This is a genomic window from Methanobrevibacter thaueri (assembly GCF_003111625.1).
GTDB classification, from domain to species: domain Archaea; phylum Methanobacteriota; class Methanobacteria; order Methanobacteriales; family Methanobacteriaceae; genus Methanocatella; species Methanocatella thaueri.
The window spans coordinates 47,331-70,179 of sequence record NZ_MZGS01000027.1 but is presented as its reverse complement, the minus strand read 5'-3'; the positions used below and the strand labels follow the sequence as shown (position 1 = coordinate 70,179).

Sequence of the window (22,849 nt, the reverse complement as noted above, 5' to 3'; positions counted from 1 at the left end):
GATTTAAGAAATAGTATTCGTAATTTCAACAATAAATTATGGTAATTATTTAAAATAAAGTGTTAATATTGAAATTGATGATTGCAATAGTGCTAAAATAACTAACTTTATATACTATAAGAAATTAAAATAACATTTAGTAACAAAATGTTAGAATATTGAAATCCATATTCGCACTAAAAGTAGATAGTCTGATTTTCATATACTAACCGTTTTTCCGTTGGACAATTCGTAAAATACTATTGTTGCCAATAATAATGATGGAGTTGAATTAAAATTTAAATCGGATAAAATCCATTTACTTCTTTTTCATGCTGTAACCAAGTTTTAAGCAGGTCATCTTCTATTGCATATTTTTTCCCTATGTAAGTTACTATTCCTTTATATTTTAGGTTGGTTAGGTATTTGTTGAATGTTGATCTAGACAAATTAGTTTTTTCAAGTAATTCTCCCCATGCTAATGAGTTTTCATCGACTAAAATTTGAACTATATTTTTTTCATTTTCATTTAAGCTACTCCAAACCTTTACTTGCATTATTAAAATTTGATCCATATTTGTATAAAATGTTTTTTTAACTATTTCAGAGGTGTATAATTGAGTACTGTCCATTACATTATAAAAACTATTAATATATAATGGTATTCCTCGCGTACATTTGTAAAATCTTTCAAATCCGTCATCTGTGAATTTTATCTCACTCATTTTTTCTTTGAAATAAGATTGAGTTTCTTGTTTGGTGAATGGATCAATTGTAATCTGTTGTAATCTTCCACCAAATGGTCCGCTTTCACCATTTAGTTCATTTATAACTTCTGAACTTTGTGATATTGATCCGGTGAATATATATGATACATTGTGTTGTGTTTGGTTGAAACTTCGAATTAGCCAGAAAAATTTGTCTAATTTTTTAATTTTTCTTAGCATCTGGAACTCATCTATGATTATTACAAATCCATTGATTTCATCTATGTCATCAACTATTTTTTGTGGAAATTCCATCACAAATTGACTTAGTTTTCTGTAATCGGTTTCTGCTTTTGGAATTGGTATCTTCAATATTTCTGCAATATCCTGAAAGTCATATTTTTTAAGTTTTAAATTATCTATAAGTTCTATGATTTTTGCTTTGTATTTGTTTTTATATTGGTTTAGTTGTATTGATTGATTCATTTCTTTTAATAGTTCAATTAATACGGTTTCTATTGTTAGTTTTCTTTTTTCTAAAGCGTATATTTTTGATATATCAATATATGTGCAGATTATATTTGGTTCAATGTCATGCATTATTTTTTTTAAAAGGTAGGTTTTTCCAACGCCTCTATATCCAGTTAATAGGATTTGCTGAGGTAATGAATAGTTTAAAGAGTTTATTTGGTATTTTAGTTTTTTAATATCTTCTTTTCGGTTGTAGAAATACTTGTCTAAATCATCATGCAAGAACAATGGTTTTGAATTCATTAGAATCACCTGATATTATATTTATTTTTATTAGTATAAAAAATTATACTAGTATAATTAATTAGACTAAATAAATTAGTATAAAAATTTATACTAGTATAATTAATTAAACCAATTGAATTAGTATAAAAAATCATACTAATATGAAATGTTTCTAAAATTAGATAATAATCTATTAAAATCAATATAAATAATTTTTCTTTGATTTGGAGGCAATTTTACCTTTTAAATACAATATTATAAATTAAAAGCAATTTTTATATATTAAAACATTTTTTTGATGAAATTTTTAAGCTAGTTTCATACTTGAGTATCTTTCAACATGATAATTTTAACTTTATTGTGCAAGAATTCTCCGGCTTCTACACGCCGGAGAGGTTCAATTTCTGAAAAATTAGTAGTTATTTGAAAGTTAGTCACTTATTCATGTTATAGGTTACAATGTTAAATTGTAATGTTATATAATGACTAAATTTATATACTATAAGAAATTAAAATAACATTTAGTAAGTAAAAGTAAGTTTATTTAAGGAGGTAATTTATTTGGCATTTAAAGATTATTTCAAGTTCAACAAGGACAAGACAACATTCATTTTCATAGGTGGAAAAGGAGGAGTCGGAAAGACTTCAGTATCCTCTGCCACCGCATTATGGCTGGCCGAACAGGGCAAAAAGACATTGATTGTATCAACCGACCCTGCACACTCATTATCCGATTCACTTGAAGTGCCTATCGGAAGCTATCCTCGTGAAATCAAAACCAACCTTTTCGCTGTCGAAATCGACCCTGATGTTGCAATGGCACAAAAGCAGGCACAACTGGAAGCCCAAAAGGCAGCAAATCCTGATGATGCTGGAGGATTATTCGGAATGGACTTTTTATCAGACCAACTCGACATGGCTTCATCCTCACCGGGTGCAGATGAGGCAGCGGCATTTGAAATGTTCATGGGTGTTATGAATTCAGACGAGTTTGATGTTGTGGTGTTTGATACAGCACCTACCGGACACACCTTAAGGCTATTGTCCTTCCCTGAAGTAATGGACTCCTGGGTAGGAAAAATGATGATGCTCAAGGCAAAATTGGGCTCTGCAACCAATGCGCTTAGAAAGATCATGCCTTTCATGGACGAAATCGATGACCCGCAGACCTCTGAAGATTTGAAAAGGACAAAAGAGCAAATCGACCAGGCAAAAGCAGTGTTGTCCGATCCTGACAGAACCACATTTAAAATGGTCGTAATTCCTGAGGAAATGTCAATCTATGAATCAGAAAGGGCATTGGAAGCTTTAAGCAAATATGACATCACCGTTGACAGTGTCATCGTAAACCAGGTGATGCCTGATATCTGCGACTGTGATTTCTGCCACTCAAGACATAAATTGCAGCAAAAAAGATTGGCCTTGATCGACCAGAAGTTCCCGGACCAGCACATCGCTGAAGTTCCGCTATTCAAGGATGAGGTAAAAGGTCAGGAAAAGCTATTGAACCTTGCACACATCCTATATGATGGTGAGGACAACGATGAGGTTGTTCAAGAGGCAATCCAATTATAAAAAAATAAAAAAAGTTAAAATAATCAATATTTTAACTTCAATCTTCTTTTTTTCCAAGTTCCATAAAGATTTCCACAACTGCCAGTATTCCCAGAATCACTATTGTAATGTCAAAAAACTTGAAAGTAAGCACATTGCAGATAAAGGAAATTACAAAGGCAATCATCAGAATCTTTATTATGAGGGGTTCCTTTTTGAAATTTTCAATCAGGCTATTTAAGTTCATTAGCTTCCCTTCCAACTTTTGTCCCAATATTTTGTAGGCACTGAAAATGGCGTCCATGTGTCTTCACAGAAATATTGGTAGGTTTCCTCGCGTGTTAATTGTTTTGTTTGTCCATGACTAATATACTTTGCATTGTTCCTGTCAAGGCTCAAGTCATCATTGATTTTAACTTCAATATAATCATACCCTCCATTCTTATTTGGAATGTTGTAGACCTTTTTTCCCTGCAGGTATCCTGATCTTGTGAAGGTGTAGGAGTCCATCACTCCGTGCCAGTCCTTTTCATTAACCATTCTGTCACGGTAAGTCACCCCCACGCTCTGGGTGGCGGCCATTATATTGAACAGTCCGAGAAAGGTCGATGCGGTTCCGGACAATGTCTTGCCCAGTAGGGGCTTCAGCCCATAATAGACAAGCATGCTCAATGGGTGTATGTCCTTGAAATGATTTGACAGCAGATATGTTGATGGCGATGCTATCTTAAATGCCTCCCTTATTCCCTGGATGATGTCCTTTGGAATTATTCCAACGCCGCAGCAGTCTTCACTTGTATGGATGCTTGACCCCTTGTAGACGTTATTGTCATGAGCCAGGATAACATTGCCGACTCCGCTTGTAGTGTTTAGGGCTATCGCAGAGTCATTGCCGCCGAACAGGTATATCATTTCCCCCAGTTGGGCAATGCTGTAATTATTGCTTGCCAATGAGTTCAGCACTTTGTCCAGGGAATTTGAAGTGGCGTTCCAATACCTTTTGGCAACCGGTTCAAGCGCATAATCCTCAATGTTCGCCAATCCCATTGAATTGATCATCTTAAAAAGTTCCACATTCTGTTTATTGCCGGTCACTTTCATTCCCATATCTGCATTTAAGATGTGCAGGTATGTGTCCTCAAGGTTTATTCCGCCAAGTATTGTGGCCGTATTGGCCCTTTTCCAGGTCACGCTATACTCTTTTGTGTAATGGTTGGCTATTTCATCCGCCAGCCATGCTGTTTCAAGCCCCGCCAGGAACATCCCATAAACGTTCATTATGCCGAACCTTGATAGATAGGCGGAATTCTTATTCACCCAACTTTCCAGAATGTCCCTGGTGACCTTTTCATTGATGATTGCATAAGCCTGCAGCACTTCAAATCCTAGATTTGCCTTATATTTATCGCTAAGCCCATAGCTTAATGTCTCCGGCTTTTCCAGTTCCTCAATGCCATTTATCACCAATCTTGTTTTAATGTCTTCTCTGGAGAGGTATCCAACTATTGACTTGCCGAAATAGCTGAATGTGACGGGGTCTCCAGTCTTTGCAAATTTTATGGTGTTTGTATTGTTGTTGGTTATCTCGGCATAACTTTTATAATTAAAATCATAGAGGCTTTTGCCGTAATATTTGGCTAAATTGTATTGGAGACCTATTTCATCATAATTATAAGTGTAAAAGTTCACTTTTGCCATTATCTTATTGTTCTGAATGTAGGTAATGGTTTCGCTGCTCTCCAATCCTCTGTCCATGTAAACTCCGAACAATTCCGTGTTTTCGTTGGATGTGCTTCGATATTCGATTTCAGTGTAGTTGACCCCACTTGAAATCAGGATGCCGTCACCTTTAAGGTTGGCTCTGTTGTAATCGCTTTTGACTCCACTTCCATCAAATGGAATTAAATGGGTCCTGTAGCCTATGATTATGGAGTCAACACCGGGAATTTGCGCCTGTGTGAACAGGTATCCTTTTGTTTCGCTCACCTGTATTGTGTAGGCCTCATTTTTTGACATCCTGATTATTCCGTCAATTCCTGTTTTCAAGGCATATGCCGAATTGTGAAAGACATAGGGAGTTGTCACGTTGACATAATTGGGAATTAGCGTAATGTGGCTGAATGGTGTGTGCTTTATTACTTTATTGACAATTATCTGATTGGTGTTTCTTAACCCGTCATATTCGGTTGTGATGCCGTATTTTCCCGCTTCAAAATCGATTGGCACTGATGCCAATCCATTTTTGTCGGTTTTTGGAGTGTATGTGTTTCCATTGGCCTTGATGGTCACCTTTTTATTTGGTGATGCCTTGCCGTAGCTGTTTAGGATTTTAACAGTGAATCTGCTTCCGTCACCATCATTCATGGTAAGGTCGCTTGTCACAATCAGTGATTTGATTGTAATCGTTTTTGTAACGCTTTCGGACGTTTTTGGATTCGCTGATGTTATTGAGTACTTTCCCGGCTTCAGGTCAATGGCCAGTTTGGCGACTCCCTTCTTGTTTGTTTTAACGGAGTATGTCTTGCTTTTCAGCTTGAACTTAACTCCGGTGTTTTTCAGGAGATGGCCCTTCTTGTCATAAAATGTTGAGTAGTAGGATGCGGTGTTCTTGTAGTATTTTGACATGTCACTGCATTTAATGGTGCTTTTGATGGTCACCTTGCTTGTCACGCTCTTTTTGGCATAGATTCCCGAACCCTCATAGGTTGTCACAACACTATATGTTCCGCTTTTAAGATTCAGGCTAATTGAGGCGGTTCCCTTATTGTCTGTCTTTTTGCTGTAGGTTTCGCCGTTTATCGTGATTTTCACCTTGGCGTTTTTCATCGCTTTGCCGTTGTGGTCCTTTAATGTGGCCTTGAATTTGCTTCCGTCCTTATAGTGCATTTTGACATTCGGAGCCTTTAGGCTAACCTTTAATTTGGCCACTTTTTGAGTTGCCTTAATGGTTCCCTCAACCAGTGAGCACCGCAAGTTTGCGGCTCCAAGTTCACTTTCGCTTTCCACGCTTTTCGAAACTGCATCATCAATCTCACAACTCTGCAGCTTTTCATCGTTCAAGTTATCAATGTCCTGATTAGGATCAGGTTGATTTGCATTTTCTAATGTTTCATTATCGCTATCCGCCGCACTTGCAGCCGAAATTAAAAGAAAGAATAGTAGAATGAAACATATGGTGTTTATTTTAATGTTCATAGTATCTACCTTAATCACCAATTTTCATGAAATTGGCAATTAAAGTATCTTATCTAGAACATATAAACTTTAATCTTAAAAATAAATAGTAAAAGTTATTTATATTGAATTTAACACCTAAATATTAAGGTTTAATGACAATAATGCACATGTAGGTGAATTCACTGTCTGCAATATCCTTTAATGTTGCTGAGACAATTCTCTCGTCTGGGTAACTTAGCCTTTCACAGACGGTCACCTCACGGTCGGCCTCAACGCCGTTGTCAAGCAGGAACTGTGCCATGTCCTTGACTTTCCTTGAAGGAAGTGCAATAGTTGTCTTTCCATTGTTGATGACCGGCAGAATGTCCTCGATGTTTTCACGGCCATGGAAGGTCATGACGTTGGCATTGTCCCATTGTATGTGGCACTCGGCCGCCGCAAGCTGCAGTGAACTGATTCCCGGAATGACTTCAATGTTTTCCTCCGGAAAATCGTTTTCGTCCGAAAGCCTCAGGACAGTGTTCAGCACACCTGAAAAGCCAGGGTCTCCGGTAGATAAAATTGAAACGGTGTTTCCCTCAACCGCAAGTTTGACGCCCTCCTCCAGTTTGTCGAGCAGATCCTTGACGTTGAATGCAATCTTGTTTTGAACGTCATCGAAGAGGTCGATTGCACGTGTGCTTCCGACTGTATAGTCACTCATTTTAACAGTGTCAATAGCTTTTTTAGTCAAATACTCGCTTGCTCCAGGGCCAATTCCAACAATATAAATTTTACCAGTCATTTCAATCATCAATTTCCAATGTCTTCTTAAAATTATCCTTTAGGGCGGCACGGGTTTCTTTTGAATATTTGGTTTCGTCATTTAAGGTAAACATTGCCAGCTCATAGATAATCCTGTTCATAGATTGTCCGTATTCGGTCAAGTAATACTCGGTGGAAAGGGGATTGTCATCGAGAACCTTCTTTTCGATTAGGCCGTTTTCCTCCAGTTCCTTAAGGCAGCTTGACAGCACCTTATTGCTCAACTTAGGCTTATCCTCCTTGAATTCCCTGAAATGTTTCTTTCCAAAAAACATGTCCCGAATAATCTGAATGCACCATTTCTTGTTGAAAAGGTTCAGGGTCCTGTCGACCGGACAAACTATTTTATCGGTGTCCATAATTTTAAATTGATTTATTAATTATTTAAATGGTTACTAAAAAGTTACAAAAATCATTTAAATGGATTGGGATTATATTATTATTAACGATTCATGGAGAGATTGAAATTAACAGCACTGAACAATTGGATTTTTTAATTAAATATTTGATTGGTGAGCGTGGTGATGAAATCAATGTTCCCGAGGATTATTTCTCTAAAAGGGCATTGCTTCGTTCATTGATGAATGTAAGGCCACCTTTGGAAATATCTGAAGAATTTTTAAAGGTTCAGGATGAATTTTTAACCGCCGAAACCTTAAGCAAAGACCTGACTTCAGTGAAGGACATAATGGAGGTTAAAGGCAGGATAATGCTTTGGCAGGGTGATATCGTAACCCTGAAAGCCGATGCGATAGTCAATGCGGCAAATTCCAAATTGCTTGGCTGCTTTATCCCCCAACACAATTGCATTGACAACATAATTCACTCCTCCGCAGGCGTGCAGTTAAGGGATGAGTGCAACCGCATAATGGAAATGCAGGGCGAGGACGAGGAGGTAGGAAAAGCCAAAATCACCTCCGCCTACAATCTGCCTTCCAGGCATGTGATCCACACTGTCGGCCCCGCAATACCTCAGGGCATGAAGCCGTCCGATAAGGATAAGGAGGACTTGGCCAGTTGCTACAGGTCATGTCTGGAAATAGCTGATGCCCATAACCTGGAGTCAATTGCCTTCTGCGGCATTTCAACAGGGGTGTTCAATTTCCCGCAGGAGCTGGCGGCCGAAATTGCAATAAAGACAGTTGAGGAGTATTTGGATTCAACCGAAACTTCACTTAAGCATGTGATTTTCGATGTATTCGGTGATGAGAGTTACAGGATTTATAAAGATTTGTTATTTGGTGAGTAGATGGAACGTTTTGTGCAAAGACTGGATAAGGCCAAAGAGGCCATTGATGAAGCTGATTATGTAATCATTGGAGCGGGAGCTGGACTGTCAACCGCTGCAGGAATCGATTACGGTGGAGATAGACATGAGAGGTATTTCAAGGATTTCATTGAAAAGTATGGATTCACGGACATGTATACCTCATCATTCTACAGGTTTGAGACACCCGAGGAGCAGTGGGCCTATTGGGCAAGGCATATTTTTGCAAACAGATATGATGTCGGAAAAACCGATGTGTATACAAAACTGTTAAGGCTGGTTGCAGACAAGGAGTATTTTGTCATAACAACCAATGTGGACCATCAGTTTTGGCTAAATGGATTTGGGGACGAAAGGATTTTTGCAACCCAGGGTGATTACGGACTCCTGCAGTGCAGCAAGGCTTGTCACGATAAGCTGTATGAAAATGAGGAATTGGTCAGTGAGCTTCTGGAAAACACCTCCGACTGCAAGGTACCAAGTGAACTGGTTCCATATTGTCCTGTTTGCGGTGAGGAAATGGACGTTAACCTGAGAAAGGACAATTTCTTTGTTGAGGATGCCAAATGGCATGAGATGAGCGATAAGTATTATGATTTCCTGAATGACATTGATGGGAAGTTTGTGTTCCTTGAAATCGGCGTCGGATTCAACACCCCCACCATCATAAGGTTTCCTTTCGAACAGATGACCTACAATAATGATGATGCGACATTGATAAGACTTAACCTGGATTATCCACAGGCCATTGAAGAGAATAAGGATAAGACAATTAGCTTTGATGAGGATGTTGAGGAAATTCTTGATTACTGGCTATCAAGAATCTAGATTTTCAATTTCTTTTTTTAGGAATCTGTAGATTGATTCCGAACCGATCAAATCTCCGGGATCCTCCCATTCGCTAGGGTATAGGATAAACGGTTTGCTTTGGTTACCTCCAAGGCCGCCATGGGAACCAATTAACTCCTCGAAGGCACAGACCTCATCTTTTTCTGAGTCATAAAAGCTGTTCACCATGATGTCCGGCATGTTCCTGAATGAGTTTTCACGTCTGAGGTGGTGTGCGGCATGCTCTCCAAATCCCTCAAGAGGATTTTCACCGACCACCTTGTCGGTGTCCAGGTAGTAAATGCCCTTTTTGCCGATTGCCATGCCTCCATTCATCATTGAGTCAATCAAAATAAAGCCGACTCCGGGGTGGTTTATGAGGCCTGGAATCAGGTCAGGGAATAGCATGACTATCTCCTCGTAGGTCAGGCGCTGTTTCCATTGTGTCAGGTAAATCAGGGCCAGATTTCCGGAACCCAAAACAACCAATTCCGAATCACGGGCCTTTTTGGTGCTGTGCTCGATGCTTTCGTGTCCGGTAATGTATTCGAGGCTGTTGGAATATCTTTCCCGCAATTTCTGGTACTGTTCGTTTTCAAAGATTATGGCAGGCTTTCTTTCCTGAATCTCATTTCTTAAATTATGGATGCGCCCTTCCTCATCGAACAGATCGTCACGGATTGTTTCAACATGGTCCTTGATTGTCTGCAATTGTCTGCTTTCCGGAAGCAATGCGTCCCTAAAGTGGTCAATGTTATATGCGCTCTGATAAATTTTCAAATCATCGGGAAGCAGCCTTCTCACGTAATTTCCCAATGTCATTCCGTATCTCTGCTTGAATGTGGCGCCGTTACTTTGCCCGTGGTCTGACAATATGAGCAATTTATAGTCCCTGTCTGCCAATTCAATCGCTGATTCCAGTCTTGAAAACTGGGCGTCAATCTGTTTTAAAACGCCCCAGACGTCGTCATCCTCAACCCCTGAGTGGTGTGCTATTTCGTCATAACCCATGAATGTGGCATAGGCTGTGTCTATTTCGCCCCTGAAGATTTCACTTGCCAGAATCTCTGTTGTAGCCTCCCTTAAAACGACATTCGCCCCCGCACGGATTGCGGCATAAACGATAGTTCTTCTGAGTCTGGGCCGTATGTTTTTCAATCTATGCATTATTTGTGACTTCAGTTCAAGCAATATGTCCCATAGGAACAGTACGAATATTCTTTGAAAGTTATAGGACTCCAGAAATACCGTATGCAGTGTCTTGTTGTAGATTCTGGTGATTGAATGCAGTCTTGAGGAGGTGAGGGCGGACAGCTGGCTGTCTCCTGAAAACATATTTGCAATGCTTATTCCATTGACAAGCAAACCTTCACCGTTACTTATTCTCTCTTCAATTTCAGGTGCCTGGCTTAATTTTCCTGAAACCATCAGCTTATTGTTGTTTTCCTTTTCTATCCATCTGTAGGCCACAATGTCCCTGTTGTTTCCATGCAATATTCCTGCCTGACTTGATCCGGTCTGTGAGGAGAGGTCTGTTTCCCATTGCTTTAATGTATGGGTTTTCTCATCAATCCAACTTTTAAGATTAGGCATAAATCCCTTGTCAATTGCTTTTTTAAGGGTGTTTATTGACAGACCATCAATTTCAAGCATTATGACTCCGGGATATTTTTTCTTGTAAGGTGTTTTCCTTTCAAGAGCATATTTTAAAATGGTTTTAATATAATTGTCATAGTAACTTGTGTTTGTAATGTTGGTCGCAAATGTGGTGAATATCGCTATGACGATGGGGACCTGCCAAAACCCATAGAAACCGACATGAACTCCCGGAATGAAATATGTGGCTATGTAGAACATCAATGAGTTTAAGAAAATGGCGCCGATTCCGAATGTTAAAATAATATATTTCATCAGGAAACGCCTGAAAATCGGCCATAATATGGCATTTGTAACGGTAAACGCTATAATAATTAACAACACGTTATAAAAAGGCCCTACAGTAAAGTCAGCACTTATATAGTCAACTATAATAATTGCCATCATGTTTGATAGGACAAGTAAAAGTGTGGTAATCACTGTTTTTAACGAGGAGATAATTGCGTTTTTATATCTCATTCTATCTTTATTCTTTTTTTATTTCCATTCTTCAAGGTTATAATTGTTATTTCGGGTTTGCAGTTAATGCGTATTCTGAAGGAATTGGTGCCGAGACCTTTGCTGGTATACTGATTCATTCTGCCAATCTTATAATAGCCGATGGGGTATTTGGTGGAGTTAGGGCCTCTAAGAGGTGTGGTTTCTAGTTTAGGGATAACGAATTGCCCTCCATGTGAATGCCCTGAGATTTCCAAATCAATCTTGCCGGTTTTGGATGATTCCTCTGCGAAATCCGGCTCGTGCACGAGCAATACTGTTGGATTGTCATCATCCAGCTTGGCCAACACAGCATCAAGATTGTCAGCGCAGACAGTGCAGCTATCGACTCCGGCGAGGTTCAATTTGCTCTCGCCTTTGCTCAGTACGCAAACGTCATTGCTCAAATCGGTGATGTCGGAGTCCCTGAAAATTTCCCTTATGGTGTCCGCACCCATCCAGTGGTCGTGATTGCCTAAAACCCCGAATTTGCCGTCATTTGATTTCAGTTTTTTAAATGAGTCCTTTAGGCAGTCTTCATAACCGTCAATGATATAGGAAATGTAATCCCCCGTCAATGTGGCCACATCATAGTTCAATGTATTGACATAGTCAATCAGCTCATCCAAATATTCTGGTGTGACCCATTGGCCCAAATGAATGTCTGTTAGGTTCAAAATCCTGTAATTGTGGAAATCCCATCCGAGGTTGTCCAATTCGATATCAATTTCAACCACATCAATTTTTTCCTTGCGGAACTTCTTTTCGGGCAAGGAATTATTCATTGATTCCTGAATTTCCTGGCGAATTCTCATTGCCTGTGGGACTTCATCGTTATGTTCTTTCATACTAATTATAACTATGATTTATGAAACTATTTATAATTTTAACAACATATATTAAGAGTGATTATTATGCTTCAAATTGCAGTTTGTGGAAAACCAAATGTAGGAAAATCATCCTTTTTCAACTCAGCAACAGCATCTACCGTTGAAATGGCAAATTACCCATTCACAACAATCGATGCCAACAAGGCGGTTGCTCATGTTATTAAGGATTGCCCATGTAAGGAATTAGGTGTTACATGCAATCCTCACAATTCAATATGTATTGATGGAAAAAGGTTACTTCCAATTGAATTAATTGACGTTGCAGGACTGGTTCCTGGAGCTCATGAAGGAAAAGGATTAGGTAATAAGTTTTTAGATGAATTAATGCAAGCTAAAGTGTTCATACATGTTATTGATGCCTCAGGTTCAACTGACATTGAAGGAAACCCTGTTGACCCTGGAAGCCACGACCCGTTGGAGGACGTGGAATTTTTGGAAAATGAGATTGTAATGTGGATGTATGGAATTTTATCAAGAAACTGGGTAAGGCTTGTAAGAAAGATCGGTGCCGAACATTTAGATGTTGCAAAGGTGCTTTATGACCAATTGTCCGGTACAGGAATAGCCGTTGAGGATATCATTGAAGCCAAAAGAACAATCGAACCTGATTTCAATAAGTGGGAAGAGGAAGACCTGATTGAACTTACCCGCAACATCCTAAAAATTGCCAAACCGATGATGATTATTGCAAACAAGGCTGATTTGCCAACTTCTAAAGCTAATATTGAAAGAATCAAGGAAAAATATCCAAATGTCATTGCAACTTCAGCGGAATCTGAAATAGCTCTTGTAAGGGCCGCTGAGGCAGGATTGATTTCATATGTTTCAGGAGATGACCACTTCGAAATATTGAAGGCCGATGACTTAAATCCAAATCAGCTGAAAGCTCTTGAATACATTCAGACTAATATTTTGGACGTTTATGGAAGCACTGGTGTTCAGGATGCATTGAACTACGGAATTTTCGAGTTGCTTGACAGGATTGTCGTATACCCTGTTCAGGACGAGCACAAGTACACTGACCAAAAGGGCAATGTTCTGCCTGACGGATTTTTAGTTAAACAGGGTTCAACCCCTCGTGAATTGGCATACATCGTCCACACTGACATAGGGGACAAGTTCATGCATGCAGTTGACGCAAGGTCAAACATGCGCGTAGCCAGTGATTATGAACTTAAGGACGGGGACATCATAAGTATCGTAACCAGAAATTAAATTTCCCCACTTTTTTTATTTTTTTTGATTTTCATGGAGCTGACTAAAGATTTGAATCCCGATGAATTCGGGGAATATTATTTTTTAAAGGAGGAATTGAAGGATTTCTGCCGAAAGGAAGGTCTTAAAGTCAGCGGAAGCAAGGGGGAGTTGGAGGAAAGGATAATCCATTACTTAAGCACTGGCGATGAATTGATCAAACCCAAAACTGCACAGTCCCATAGCCAGGAATCCTCTGAGATTTCCTTGGATTCCAGATTGGGAGAAAATTTCGGATGCAGCGAGGATAAAAGGGAATTCTTTGAAAGGGAAATAGGCAAGGGTTTTAAGTTCAAGGTCAAGTTTCAAAAATGGCTGAAGTCCAATCCCAACAGGACTTACCGTGATGCCATTGAAGTATATCATGAGATTCAAAATTCAGGCGAAAAGACAAGAATAGATAAGCAGTTTCAGTATAACCAATACATTAGGGATTTCTTCGAAAACAATGATGGCAGGTCATTGGATGATGCAATCAAATGTTGGAAGTTTAAAAAGAGCCTTAAAGGGCATAATCGTTATGAAGAAAGTGATTTGGAGATATTAAAATGAAAAAAGTCAAAATTACAGTCATGAGAAAAGTAAGGCATGATGATTTAATCGAGAAATACGAGAATCCTCTTGAACATGAATGTGACGTTGAGGAGGGGGACGTTTTCATCGCAAACGGTTGGGTAAAACCGGACAATTTCTGCGACAGTGCCTGGGAGAGCGTTTCACCATTTGTCATGGCATTGGCCAATGGCGCAAGCGATTTTTATGACGGCTGGATGAAGAATAAAAAATCAGCAATGATTTCATGCAATGACGGCTTCAGACCGGTCAGTTTTCTTTTAGAAACAATGGATGAGGATGCCGATTAAGTTGGATGCCGTGGCTAGATTAATCGATTTTTTCAGAAATGAAACCGTATTTTCCATATCGTTAATCCTAGCTATCATATCCTGTTTTTTCGTCACTCCAAATATCACCTATCTGGATTACATTAACTGGGACACAATCATATTGCTTTTTGTAATCATGGTCATTGTGGAGATTCTTAAGAATCTATCAGTTTTCGAGATGGTGGTTCGCAAGCTATTGACCAGAATAGGAAATGCTCGCCAGCTTGTTTTCTTTTTAGTTTTCACATGCTTTTTCACATCCATATTCATAACCAACGATGTTTCTTTAATCATATTCGTGCCGTTTGCCCTCTTGGCCCTGAAAAAGGTCAATAGAATTGACCTGGCAATATTCACCGTTTCCCTGCAGACCATTGCCGCCAATATTGGCTGTATGGTTCTTCCTATAGGAGCGCCACACAATATTGTCATGTACACTGTATCTAAAATCCCGTTCGAATCATTTTTCCTCCTGCTTTTACCATATGTGCTTGTATCAGCGATATTTTTAGTCGTATCGTCTTTGTTCGTTCATCCGGATAAGATTACATTGCCACACATGGGTGAGGTAAGGTTTAATGGCGAAAATTTCCTTAGAAGAGTTTTCCTTGGTGTCGATTATTATTTGCTTTTGACATTCATCGCCCTTTTTATTTTAATAGGCAATCTGCAGAACATTGATTTTTTCACACGGATATTTGAGAGATGGATCATTGGAAATGAGGTCATGTGGGGGATTCTCGCATCTCAGGTAATTTCAAATGTGCCTGCGGCAATGTTGCTCAGCGGTTTCAGCACCAATTATGAGGCTATTATTGTGGGAATCAATATTGGTGGTTTGGGTACGCTTATAGCATCAATGGCGAATCTTATATCTTTCAAGATTCTTGTTCGTGAATATAATGAATTCAAAATCAGGTATCTGGTCGTATTCACGGTTTTAAATGTTATATTATTGGCTATTCTAATTGGTGTTTATATGCTTTGCTAATCTCTAAAATTTACAAAAAATTAATATTAATTTTTTTCCAAGGATTAACATTATCAAAGTGAAATACTAAAATTATTAGTGAGGCATGTTCATGAGTTCAATTGGATTGTATGATGATTTTTCGCAGGTGATTTCAAATGAGGAAAGCATTGATTGCGGTTCCGTTTTGGAAATCCTGAAGGAATACTCCGGAACCATTTCAGTATTTGACCTGATGGCCGTCAATGCTGAGATGATTGAGGAAAGCAAGTATGTTCAGGAAAACTATAAGCATAAAAGCCATGCCGTTTATGTCAAATACTTTTTGGGCCGCATCAAGGATGTCCACAGTGACAATAACACCTATGATCATGAAATCGACAAGGAGGAGTTCATAGATGCGGTGGCCACACTGAAATCATATCATGTCAATGAATCAATGACATCCAAAACAAAATTTCCATTAATTTATGGAATAATCTCAATTTACACCACTTTCATTTTGCAGGAACCGATACACCCTGTTGGAACACCATTTCCGGGATCCTTAAAGGTTGAAGAAAAAGATGGCGTGTTTTATTGTCCTGTAAAGGATGCAAATCTCGAGTCACCAAATGCAGTCTGCAAAATGTGCATTGCCGAGCAATTAGAATTCTAATTTTATTATTCAAAGGTTAAGCTAGGTTGGTTTTTCTTTTGGTAAGCATACCAGGTACTGTTTTCAATTAAAAATTCATGAGCCAGGGATAAAATCAAATCTTCGTTTTCCTCTCCGCCATTCTGAACAATCTTGTTTTCGGCTTTTTCATACAGCATGGCCATCCTTCTGTGGTCCTCGATGGTAAGGGACAGGGACATTTTCCCATAATAACTTCCGGTAAACAGGGTTGCTGCAGACATTGTACCAAGTATGATTTTCAAAATCGCACGAATCATTTCAGTCTGGGAATAGGAAAGCATTATTCCCCAGTCATTCAATGTTTTCAAGACCGGAGCCAGCAGATTGTAGTGTATCTCTCCAGGCGTTGCAAAAACGTAAATCTCAAACAGCAACGCTATAATGTAAGTGGCAAGTGTTATATAAAGCACTCTACGGGAAATGCGCTTGTCCCTTTGTTTTTGGATTGTTGTCCTATTAAGCGCCTTTTGATGATATTTCATCTGATCCCTGATCCAGCAATTTATAATATGTCTTTTTTCATTTGTATTCACCGGGGGTACTGTTTTCAACACTTCTCTAATCCATGGAACATCCTTCTTAACGAACCATGGCATGATGTCTCCCACATTCTTGTCTATGCCCGCTTTTGAAAGGAAGTACTGGACACGAAGTGATTCTGCCAGCAGTCTGTACTGCAGGTATTTCCTATGGCATTCAGTGCGCTCTGCTAATTTGTTAATGTAGAATATAATCAGAATGACCATTATACAGCCAAAAATAAGCCAGTGCAATTCCGCTTCATCATATAGAAGGAAGAAAATAGCAACAAGGGTTCCAAAAAATGACAATAGCCATAGGTTGCGCTGATGCTTCTTGGCGTTTTCCACACTTAAAACATCCGCCGCCCCATATAATTCATCAATTGGCTTTAATGTAGGGTCGGTTATTCCCTTTTCAATATGGGTAAGTGGAATCTCGCACTTTTCCATGTCCTCGTAGAATTCGTCTGTCTGATTCATATTCACACATTGATGTTTTTTTAAATATACTTTGAATTTTTCTATACATATATGTATTTGCAATAGTCTTATAAATTTTAAAAAAATAATAGTTATATAGAATTTGATTTAAGTGAAATTTATGGCCAATAAAAATGTTGAATTGATGAGAGGGGAACCCGAAATTGCCGTTCGAAAACTTGCGATTCCAATCATGATATCAATGCTTTTAACTGCATCCTACAATATTGTCGACGGTATATGGGTTGCAGGACTTGGACAGGCAGCTATTGCTGGAATTGGTTTTGTGACACCGATATTCATGATTCTAAACGGTTTCAGTGTAGGACTTGGAAACGGTGCCACAAGCAGCATCAGCCGTGCGGTTGGTGCAAGAAACCATGAGGGCGCAAGCAAATCGGCAACACACTCTCTATTCATATTTTTAATAGCATCCGTAGCATTGACTTTGATTCTACTTGTCATACAGGAACCGTTACTCAAAACCTATGGTGCAAGTGGACAATCATTAGTTGAGGCAATGAAGTATGGAACTCCACTATTTTTGGGTTTATTTGCGTTCATGTTTGCCAACGGCGGAAGCGGAATTCTCCGTGGGGAAGGAGACATGAAAAGGGCAATGTACGCCATGATAGTGTCAGTCGTTTTAAATTTCATCCTGGATCCGCTTTTTATTTATGTATTGGGTCTAGGTTCAGCAGGAGCATCCCTTGCAACAATCGTAAGTTCAGTAGGTTCTGCAAGCGTCATAATGTACTGGATCTTAATCAAGAAGGACACTTATGTCGATGTAAACCTTAAGGGGTTCCAGTTTGAACATGCAATTGCCCGAGACATCTTGAAGGTGGGAATACCGGCATCCCTGGACATGTTCATGATGTCACTTGCAATGAGCTTCTATCTGATGTTCATCTCATCCATCGGAGGAGAGTATGGTATTGCCGCATTCACTTCAGGCCAAAGGCTATATCTCTTTGGAATAATGCCTCTCACAGCTATCGGTAGTGCGGTTGCGGCCGTTAGCGGAAGCGCCTTTGGAGCCAGAAACTGGGAATATCTCTCAAGGACCCACGCTTTCGGTACCAAGTTTGCAACATTGGTTGCACTTGCTATAATGCTTATTTTAGTAATTTTCGCACCACAATTGGCCTTGATTTTCGCATACACTCCAGACACTGCGCCACTAATCCCAGAAATCACTAACTTCTTAAGAATAGCTTCATTCGGATTATTGCTGGTCGGTATTGGAATGCCTTCAAGCTTTTTCTATCAGGGAATCGGCCGTGGAACAACAAGCCTTGCCTGGACAATCATAAGAGAGCTGATTTTCACAGTAAGTTTCACTTACCTCTTTGGAATCGTCTTTAATTGGGGTTTGACTGGTATTTGGATAGGTCTTGCAGTCGGTAGGATAATCGCATCCATTCTAAACTACACATATGCCAGATACACAATAAGAAAGTTAAAGCCGGTTATGGAGGGGCAGTCCGACCAATAATCTTGGGTGATATCATCAAATCCTATTTTGAATGCGGAGCCTGCATTTTGAGGCAAGTGAAGGAAGTCATTGATTTGTCATGTGATGATGAGACTTTGAAGTTTGAATTAATGCAAAACTGCATCAAGCACATGGCGGAGAACTTTGGTAAAGATTCACAGCCCAACAAGTTAGCGACAGAAGTGAACCAGTACATTAAAAAGCAAACCAATTGTGCAGATGCATATTTCAATCAAAAGGAAATGAGCAATGAAATTGCCTTGTCCTTAATGCCAAAGGTAAATAATATTCTAAAAAGCAATGACAGTTTAGAGACTTATGTTAAAGTGGCTATTGTGGGTAATATACTTGATTTTGGAGTTTATAACATCAATACTGATTTTAAAAAATTAATTGAGGATAATCTGAACAGGAATCTTGTCATTAATGACATTGAGGAATTTGAAAAGGCTTTGAATTCTCATGATGAGGTTCTCTACCTGGTCGATAACGCCGGTGAAATAGTTTTCGACAGGTTATTGATTGAAAAGATAATGGAATATGGTGTTGATGTGGTGGTGGTTGTTAAAAGTGGCCCTATCGTAAACGATGCATGCCTGAAGGAAGCCATTGATGTGGGTTTGGATGAAATTGCAGAAATCATCACTGTCGGAAGCGATTCCGGCGGAATCGTAAAGGAGATGATTTCAAGGGACTTCAAAAGGAGATTCCAAGAAAGCAATTTCATAGTGTCCAAAGGAATGGCAAACTACGAAGGCTTGACTGAAATGAATTTGAAGGGCAAGGATGTTTTTTCACTGCTTTGCTCTAAATGCAAGCCTATTTCTAAAAATCTTGATGTTGATGTCGAATCCTTTGTTTTAAAGAAATTATGATTTTCCAGCCATTCACTCATCAAGCAAATCTGCCACTTTATTTGCAATGAAAACGCAGCAGTCAACACATGGAGACTTGTCCTTTCCATGGTCAGTTATCTTGTCGCAGCGCACGGTTCCATATTCCTCTTTGAATGTGTTGAAAATCTCTTTGGCATTGGCCTTGATAACTGCAGGTTCATCATTAAGAATTCCGTTTGCCATCAATGCGCCGGTCACTGCACCGCAGGTTCCTTCATCGAATGTTCCGCCCATTCCACCTGCAAATCCGCAGGCCAGTTTTGTCATCTGTTCTGTTGTTATGTCCGCTTCTGCAGTCTCACAAAGTCCCATAAGGGTTGATTCGGAGCAGCTTTTTGTTTCCCTGTGTTTTCTGATTTTCTCTTCTAGAATTTGTTTGTCAAGTTTCATAATAATATCTCCCCTTAAATAATTATATTAACTAAGAATTTAAAATATTTACTTATTAAATTAATAGGTGATAAAAATTATACATCCAAGACCAAGTCCAATTGCGGCCACTCTTTACACGTTAAGGGATATGAATGTAGATGTCATTGTCATGCATGGCCCTACAGGCTGCTGCTTTAGAACAGCCAGACTTTTAGAAGGTGATGGGGTTCGAGTAGTAACTACAGGAATGTCCGAAAACGATTTCATATTGGGTGCGGGCGAAAAATTAGTTGAAACCTTAACGGAAGCTTATGATTTGTTTAAACCAAAACTGATGGGTATTGCTGGTACCTGTGCCAGCATGATTATAGGTGAGGATTTAAAGGAAGCTATTGCAACTGCAGATTTGCCGTGCACAGTCATTCCGGTTGAATCACATGGAGGATCCGGTGAAGGAGACAATACCGTTGGGGCAATCATGGTATTGGATGCCGCTGTGGAATGTGGTGTTATTACAAGAGAAGAGGCAGACAGACAAATTGAAATGCTTGAAAAGGCAACTGAAGTTGAAAAAACCCGTGGAATGGCACAGGGAAAATACATCAAGCCAAACTTCGGCGATTCAAAGGAATCAGTTGCAAAGACCGTTGTAAAGGCATTGAAGGATGATAAGAAAGTGGCCTTTGTTCTCAACGTTAAAAAGGAAACATCATATCTATTCGCAGACATCATTAATTTCGATTATAAGGAAATAAATCCTGACAATAAACCTATTTTCGTAGCCAATTTGGATGAGAATATCGGTTTGCCAAGAATAAGGCAACATGCGGTGAATATCAAGAGCCAATTGGATATCGAGCCTGAATTCATCACAGGAGGTCTCGATGAATATCCGATAACAGCCAACAATGCAGCCGAATATTTGAAGGACAAGGATTTGGACATGATTGTCGTGTTCGGTGTTCCACATGCATTTCCGATTGAGGACTTTGATGTGGAATCCGTTGCAGTGACAGATGGGCCACGTCTTGTTGAACCGCTCAGGGACTTGGGCTACACTCATGTTGTTGCAGAGCTTGATGCACACTCAAAAACACTTGGTACCGATGAAATAGTATTTTCAGACTTTGGCGGTATGATCAGATCAGCTATTGGATGGTTGGACTAATGATAACGATTATTGATTACAAAAGCGGAAACTTGAAAAGCATATCAAACGGATTCAAAAAGATAGGTGCCGATTTTCAGATAACTGACGATAAGGAAACAATCGCCAACAGCGATTACCTTGTTTTGCCTGGTGTCGGAGCATTTGGAAGCGCAATGGAAAATCTGGAACCCTTCAAGGACGTAATATTTGAGCATGTAGATGATGATAAACCCTTTTTGGGCGTTTGTCTTGGCCAGCAGGTGCTGATGACCTCAAGTGAGGAATCACCTGGTGTAAAAGGACTCGATTTATTCAAGGGGCATGTGGAAAAATTGCCGGAAGGCGTTAAAATACCTCACATGGGATGGAATAGGTTGAATGTCACCAATGATTCACCAATCTTGGAAGGAATAGATGGCGAATACTTTTATTTTGTTCACTCTTATCATGTAATTCCCGATGATGATGAAATCATCGCAGGAACTTGTGAATATGGAAACAGTGTTGTGGCAAGCTTAAGTCAAAACAATTTGTTCTCAACACAGTTCCACCCAGAAAAAAGCAGTAAGGCAGGATTAAAAATCTTAAAAAATTTCACTAACTTGGAGATATAGACAATGGATATCGAAGGATTTGTAAGGGCTAGAATTGACGATTACTCATATGAAGATTTAGCAGATATTTTAGCAGTTCGTATTAGAGAGTATAAAAACATTTCACAAGACAATTCAGTTGAAATGGCAAAGGCTGTAATTGATGAGGTTTCAACAACTTTAAAATTGCAGGAAAGCGATGATGAATTTTTAAAGGAAATAGCTAATGTAAATAAGGCTGATGTATTGATGGGCGAGATGGGAGTGGGTTCCCGTGGAGCCGGAGACTTTTTTGTCCACAGGAAAATCGCTGAAATCGTATCATCAACCAATACTGCCTCATTGGTCAATCCGTCAGAACAGGACGACGGTGGAGTGGTTAAGGCACCAGTCAAAAATGATGAGGTTTACATAACAACCGCAGTTGACGGAATTCATTCAAGATTAAGTGAATATCCATTTTTAGGTGGTTTTCACGTTACAAGAGCAACATTAAGGGACGTTTGTGTTATGGGTGCAGACCCAGTCGCTATCTTAAGTGACGTCCACCTTGCAGACGACGGGGATGTTGCAAAGATATTCGACTTTACAGCAGGTGTTGCTGCAGTTTCAGAGCTAGTTGACGTTCCTATTGTGGCCGGAAGTACCTTGCGTGTCGGTGGAGACATGGTTTTGGGAGACAGGTTCGTTTCAGCCGTTGGAAGCGTGGGAGTTTCACCATATCCTCCAACAGCAAGAAAAGGAGCGACCGAAGGCGATGTAATCCTTTTGACTGAAGGTTCAGGAGGAGGAACAATAACAACTACAGCACTGTACAACGGTTTCTTTGATGTTGTGTGGGATACAATGAACGTAAACTTCGTTCAGGCTTCACATGCGCTTTTTGAATCAGATCTCGTGAAGGATGTCCATGCGATGACTGACGTAACCAATGGCGGACTTAGAGGCGATGCCCATGAGATATCAAACACAACCGGTGTGGGCCTTGAGTTTTATGAAAAGGAAATCAGGGACATGGTTGCTCCGAATGTTTTAAACATGCTTGAGACATTAAACATCGATCCATTGGGAGTTTCAACCGATTCATTGATGCTTATTGTGCCTCCAGAAATCGTCGGTGATATCAAAAAGGCTGTCGGCAAATATGATGTTGTAATATCTGAAATAGGTGAGGTCAACAATTCAGGAGAACCTATTCTGGTCAAGGAAGACGGTTCAAATGAAAAGCTGGTCCCATTGTTCAGGGAAGCGGCATATACCAAAATCAAAAAACTGGTTGGAGATACAACCCCTGAAGACTTTGAAGAGATGAAGGAAAAGGTTCAAAAGGCTTCAGATGCTGCAATTGCCAAAAAGGATAAGGTCATAGACTATATCCGATCAAACTAGTTTCAATTCTTAAGGTGCGATTTTACACAAAATCATGCAATCGCACTTCACTATTTTTTATTTAATCT

22 protein-coding genes are annotated in these 22,849 nt (G+C 39.5%); 13 read left to right on the top strand and 9 right to left on the bottom strand.

The window, feature by feature from the left end:
- Positions 1-278: 278 nt before the first annotated feature.
- Entirely contained in the window at positions 279-1,460 is a 1,182-nt protein-coding gene (locus MBBTH_RS08710) for an AAA family ATPase (protein ID WP_116592658.1), read from the bottom strand.
- 543 nt (positions 1,461-2,003) lie between these two features.
- On the opposite strand from MBBTH_RS08710, the gene MBBTH_RS08705 reads away from it, so the two are divergent.
- Positions 2,004-3,017, top strand: a complete 1,014-nt coding sequence (locus MBBTH_RS08705; RefSeq protein WP_116592657.1) for an ArsA family ATPase — start codon at positions 2,004-2,006, stop codon at positions 3,015-3,017.
- Positions 3,018-3,054: 37 nt separating this feature from the next.
- On the opposite strand, the gene MBBTH_RS08700 is transcribed toward MBBTH_RS08705, so the two are convergent.
- The 4 genes from MBBTH_RS08700 to MBBTH_RS08685 all read right to left on the bottom strand — a co-directional run bounded on the left by MBBTH_RS08700 (position 3,055) and on the right by MBBTH_RS08685 (position 7,336).
- Positions 3,055-3,243: a hypothetical protein gene (locus MBBTH_RS08700; protein ID WP_116592656.1), complete on the bottom strand. Its 189-nt coding sequence runs from the start codon at positions 3,241-3,243 to the stop codon at positions 3,055-3,057.
- On the bottom strand, positions 3,243-6,191 hold the full coding sequence (locus tag MBBTH_RS08695) for a collagen binding domain-containing protein (RefSeq protein ID WP_116592655.1): 2,949 nt from the start codon (positions 6,189-6,191) through the stop codon (positions 3,243-3,245). The genes MBBTH_RS08700 and MBBTH_RS08695 overlap by 1 nt, the downstream gene beginning before the upstream one ends.
- Positions 6,192-6,315: 124 nt before the next feature.
- On the bottom strand, positions 6,316-6,957 hold the full coding sequence (locus MBBTH_RS08690; protein ID WP_116592698.1) for a cobalt-precorrin-7 (C(5))-methyltransferase: 642 nt from the start codon (positions 6,955-6,957) through the stop codon (positions 6,316-6,318).
- 1 nt (position 6,958) lies between these two features.
- Positions 6,959-7,336: a winged helix-turn-helix transcriptional regulator gene (locus MBBTH_RS08685; RefSeq protein WP_116592654.1), complete on the bottom strand. Its 378-nt coding sequence runs from the start codon at positions 7,334-7,336 to the stop codon at positions 6,959-6,961.
- A gap of 29 nt (positions 7,337-7,365) precedes the next feature.
- Here MBBTH_RS08685 and MBBTH_RS08680 point away from each other — a divergent pair, with 29 nt between their 5' ends.
- Together MBBTH_RS08680 and MBBTH_RS08675 are read left to right on the top strand one after the other, a co-directional pair.
- Positions 7,366-8,226 (top strand): protein-ADP-ribose hydrolase, encoded by an 861-nt coding sequence (locus MBBTH_RS08680; protein WP_279305948.1) that lies wholly within the window; start codon positions 7,366-7,368, stop codon positions 8,224-8,226.
- Entirely contained in the window at positions 8,227-9,072 is an 846-nt protein-coding gene (locus tag MBBTH_RS08675) for an SIR2 family NAD-dependent protein deacylase (RefSeq protein WP_116592653.1), read from the top strand.
- On the opposite strand, the gene MBBTH_RS08670 is transcribed toward MBBTH_RS08675, so the two are convergent.
- Positions 9,061-11,187 carry a phage holin family protein gene (locus MBBTH_RS08670; RefSeq protein ID WP_116592652.1) on the bottom strand — a complete coding sequence of 709 codons (2,127 nt, stop codon included), beginning with the start codon at positions 11,185-11,187 and terminating at the stop codon, positions 9,061-9,063. The genes MBBTH_RS08675 and MBBTH_RS08670 overlap by 12 nt on opposite strands.
- Positions 11,184-12,053 carry a metallophosphoesterase gene (locus MBBTH_RS08665; protein WP_116592651.1) on the bottom strand — a complete coding sequence of 290 codons (870 nt, stop codon included), beginning with the start codon at positions 12,051-12,053 and terminating at the stop codon, positions 11,184-11,186. The genes MBBTH_RS08670 and MBBTH_RS08665 overlap by 4 nt, the downstream gene beginning before the upstream one ends.
- 66 nt (positions 12,054-12,119) lie before the next feature.
- Between MBBTH_RS08665 and MBBTH_RS08660 the strand changes: the two genes are divergently transcribed.
- The 5 genes from MBBTH_RS08660 to MBBTH_RS08640 all read left to right on the top strand — a co-directional run bounded on the left by MBBTH_RS08660 (position 12,120) and on the right by MBBTH_RS08640 (position 15,861).
- On the top strand, positions 12,120-13,310 hold the full coding sequence (locus MBBTH_RS08660) for a redox-regulated ATPase YchF (RefSeq protein ID WP_116592650.1): 1,191 nt from the start codon (positions 12,120-12,122) through the stop codon (positions 13,308-13,310).
- A 33-nt stretch (positions 13,311-13,343) separates the two neighbouring features.
- Complete coding sequence (locus MBBTH_RS08655) at positions 13,344-13,901, top strand: DUF6434 domain-containing protein (RefSeq protein ID WP_116592649.1); 558 nt, start codon at positions 13,344-13,346, stop codon at positions 13,899-13,901.
- A complete protein-coding gene (locus tag MBBTH_RS08650) occupies positions 13,898-14,212 on the top strand; it encodes a TIGR04076 family protein (RefSeq protein WP_116592648.1) in 315 nt (104 codons plus the stop codon). Before MBBTH_RS08655 ends, MBBTH_RS08650 begins: the two co-directional genes overlap by 4 nt.
- Positions 14,202-15,224 (top strand): SLC13 family permease, encoded by a 1,023-nt coding sequence (locus MBBTH_RS08645; protein ID WP_165814052.1) that lies wholly within the window; start codon positions 14,202-14,204, stop codon positions 15,222-15,224. Before MBBTH_RS08650 ends, MBBTH_RS08645 begins: the two co-directional genes overlap by 11 nt.
- A 91-nt stretch (positions 15,225-15,315) precedes the next feature.
- A complete protein-coding gene (locus MBBTH_RS08640) occupies positions 15,316-15,861 on the top strand; it encodes a DUF2115 domain-containing protein (RefSeq protein ID WP_116592646.1) in 546 nt (181 codons plus the stop codon).
- A gap of 5 nt (positions 15,862-15,866) precedes the next feature.
- Here MBBTH_RS08640 and MBBTH_RS08635 read toward each other — a convergent pair whose 3' ends face one another.
- A complete protein-coding gene (locus tag MBBTH_RS08635) occupies positions 15,867-16,883 on the bottom strand; it encodes a hypothetical protein (RefSeq protein WP_116592645.1) in 1,017 nt (338 codons plus the stop codon).
- A gap of 121 nt (positions 16,884-17,004) precedes the next feature.
- Here MBBTH_RS08635 and MBBTH_RS08630 point away from each other — a divergent pair, with 121 nt between their 5' ends.
- Both MBBTH_RS08630 and MBBTH_RS08625 read left to right on the top strand, forming a co-directional pair.
- A complete protein-coding gene (locus MBBTH_RS08630) occupies positions 17,005-18,381 on the top strand; it encodes an MATE family efflux transporter (RefSeq protein WP_116592644.1) in 1,377 nt (458 codons plus the stop codon).
- A 2-nt stretch (positions 18,382-18,383) separates the two neighbouring features.
- On the top strand, positions 18,384-19,256 hold the full coding sequence (locus MBBTH_RS08625) for a damage-control phosphatase ARMT1 family protein (protein ID WP_243409785.1): 873 nt from the start codon (positions 18,384-18,386) through the stop codon (positions 19,254-19,256).
- Positions 19,257-19,268: 12 nt separating this feature from the next.
- Here the strand turns inward: MBBTH_RS08625 and MBBTH_RS08620 are convergent, their stop codons facing one another.
- A complete protein-coding gene (locus tag MBBTH_RS08620) occupies positions 19,269-19,667 on the bottom strand; it encodes a C-GCAxxG-C-C family protein (RefSeq protein ID WP_116592643.1) in 399 nt (132 codons plus the stop codon).
- A 79-nt stretch (positions 19,668-19,746) separates the two neighbouring features.
- On the opposite strand from MBBTH_RS08620, the gene cfbD reads away from it, so the two are divergent.
- Genes cfbD through MBBTH_RS08605 form a run of 3 tightly spaced genes read left to right on the top strand, consistent with a single transcriptional unit; the run spans position 19,747 to position 22,781 of the window.
- Positions 19,747-20,817: a Ni-sirohydrochlorin a,c-diamide reductive cyclase catalytic subunit gene (gene cfbD, locus MBBTH_RS08615; protein ID WP_116592695.1), complete on the top strand. Its 1,071-nt coding sequence runs from the start codon at positions 19,747-19,749 to the stop codon at positions 20,815-20,817.
- Entirely contained in the window at positions 20,817-21,413 is a 597-nt protein-coding gene (gene hisH / locus MBBTH_RS08610) for an imidazole glycerol phosphate synthase subunit HisH (protein WP_116592642.1), read from the top strand. Before cfbD ends, hisH begins: the two co-directional genes overlap by 1 nt.
- Before the next feature lie 3 nt (positions 21,414-21,416).
- The gene (locus MBBTH_RS08605; protein WP_116592641.1) at positions 21,417-22,781 is read left to right on the top strand and encodes an AIR synthase-related protein; all 1,365 of its coding nucleotides are present in this window, start codon (positions 21,417-21,419) and stop codon (positions 22,779-22,781) included.
- Positions 22,782-22,849 lie beyond the last annotated feature (68 nt).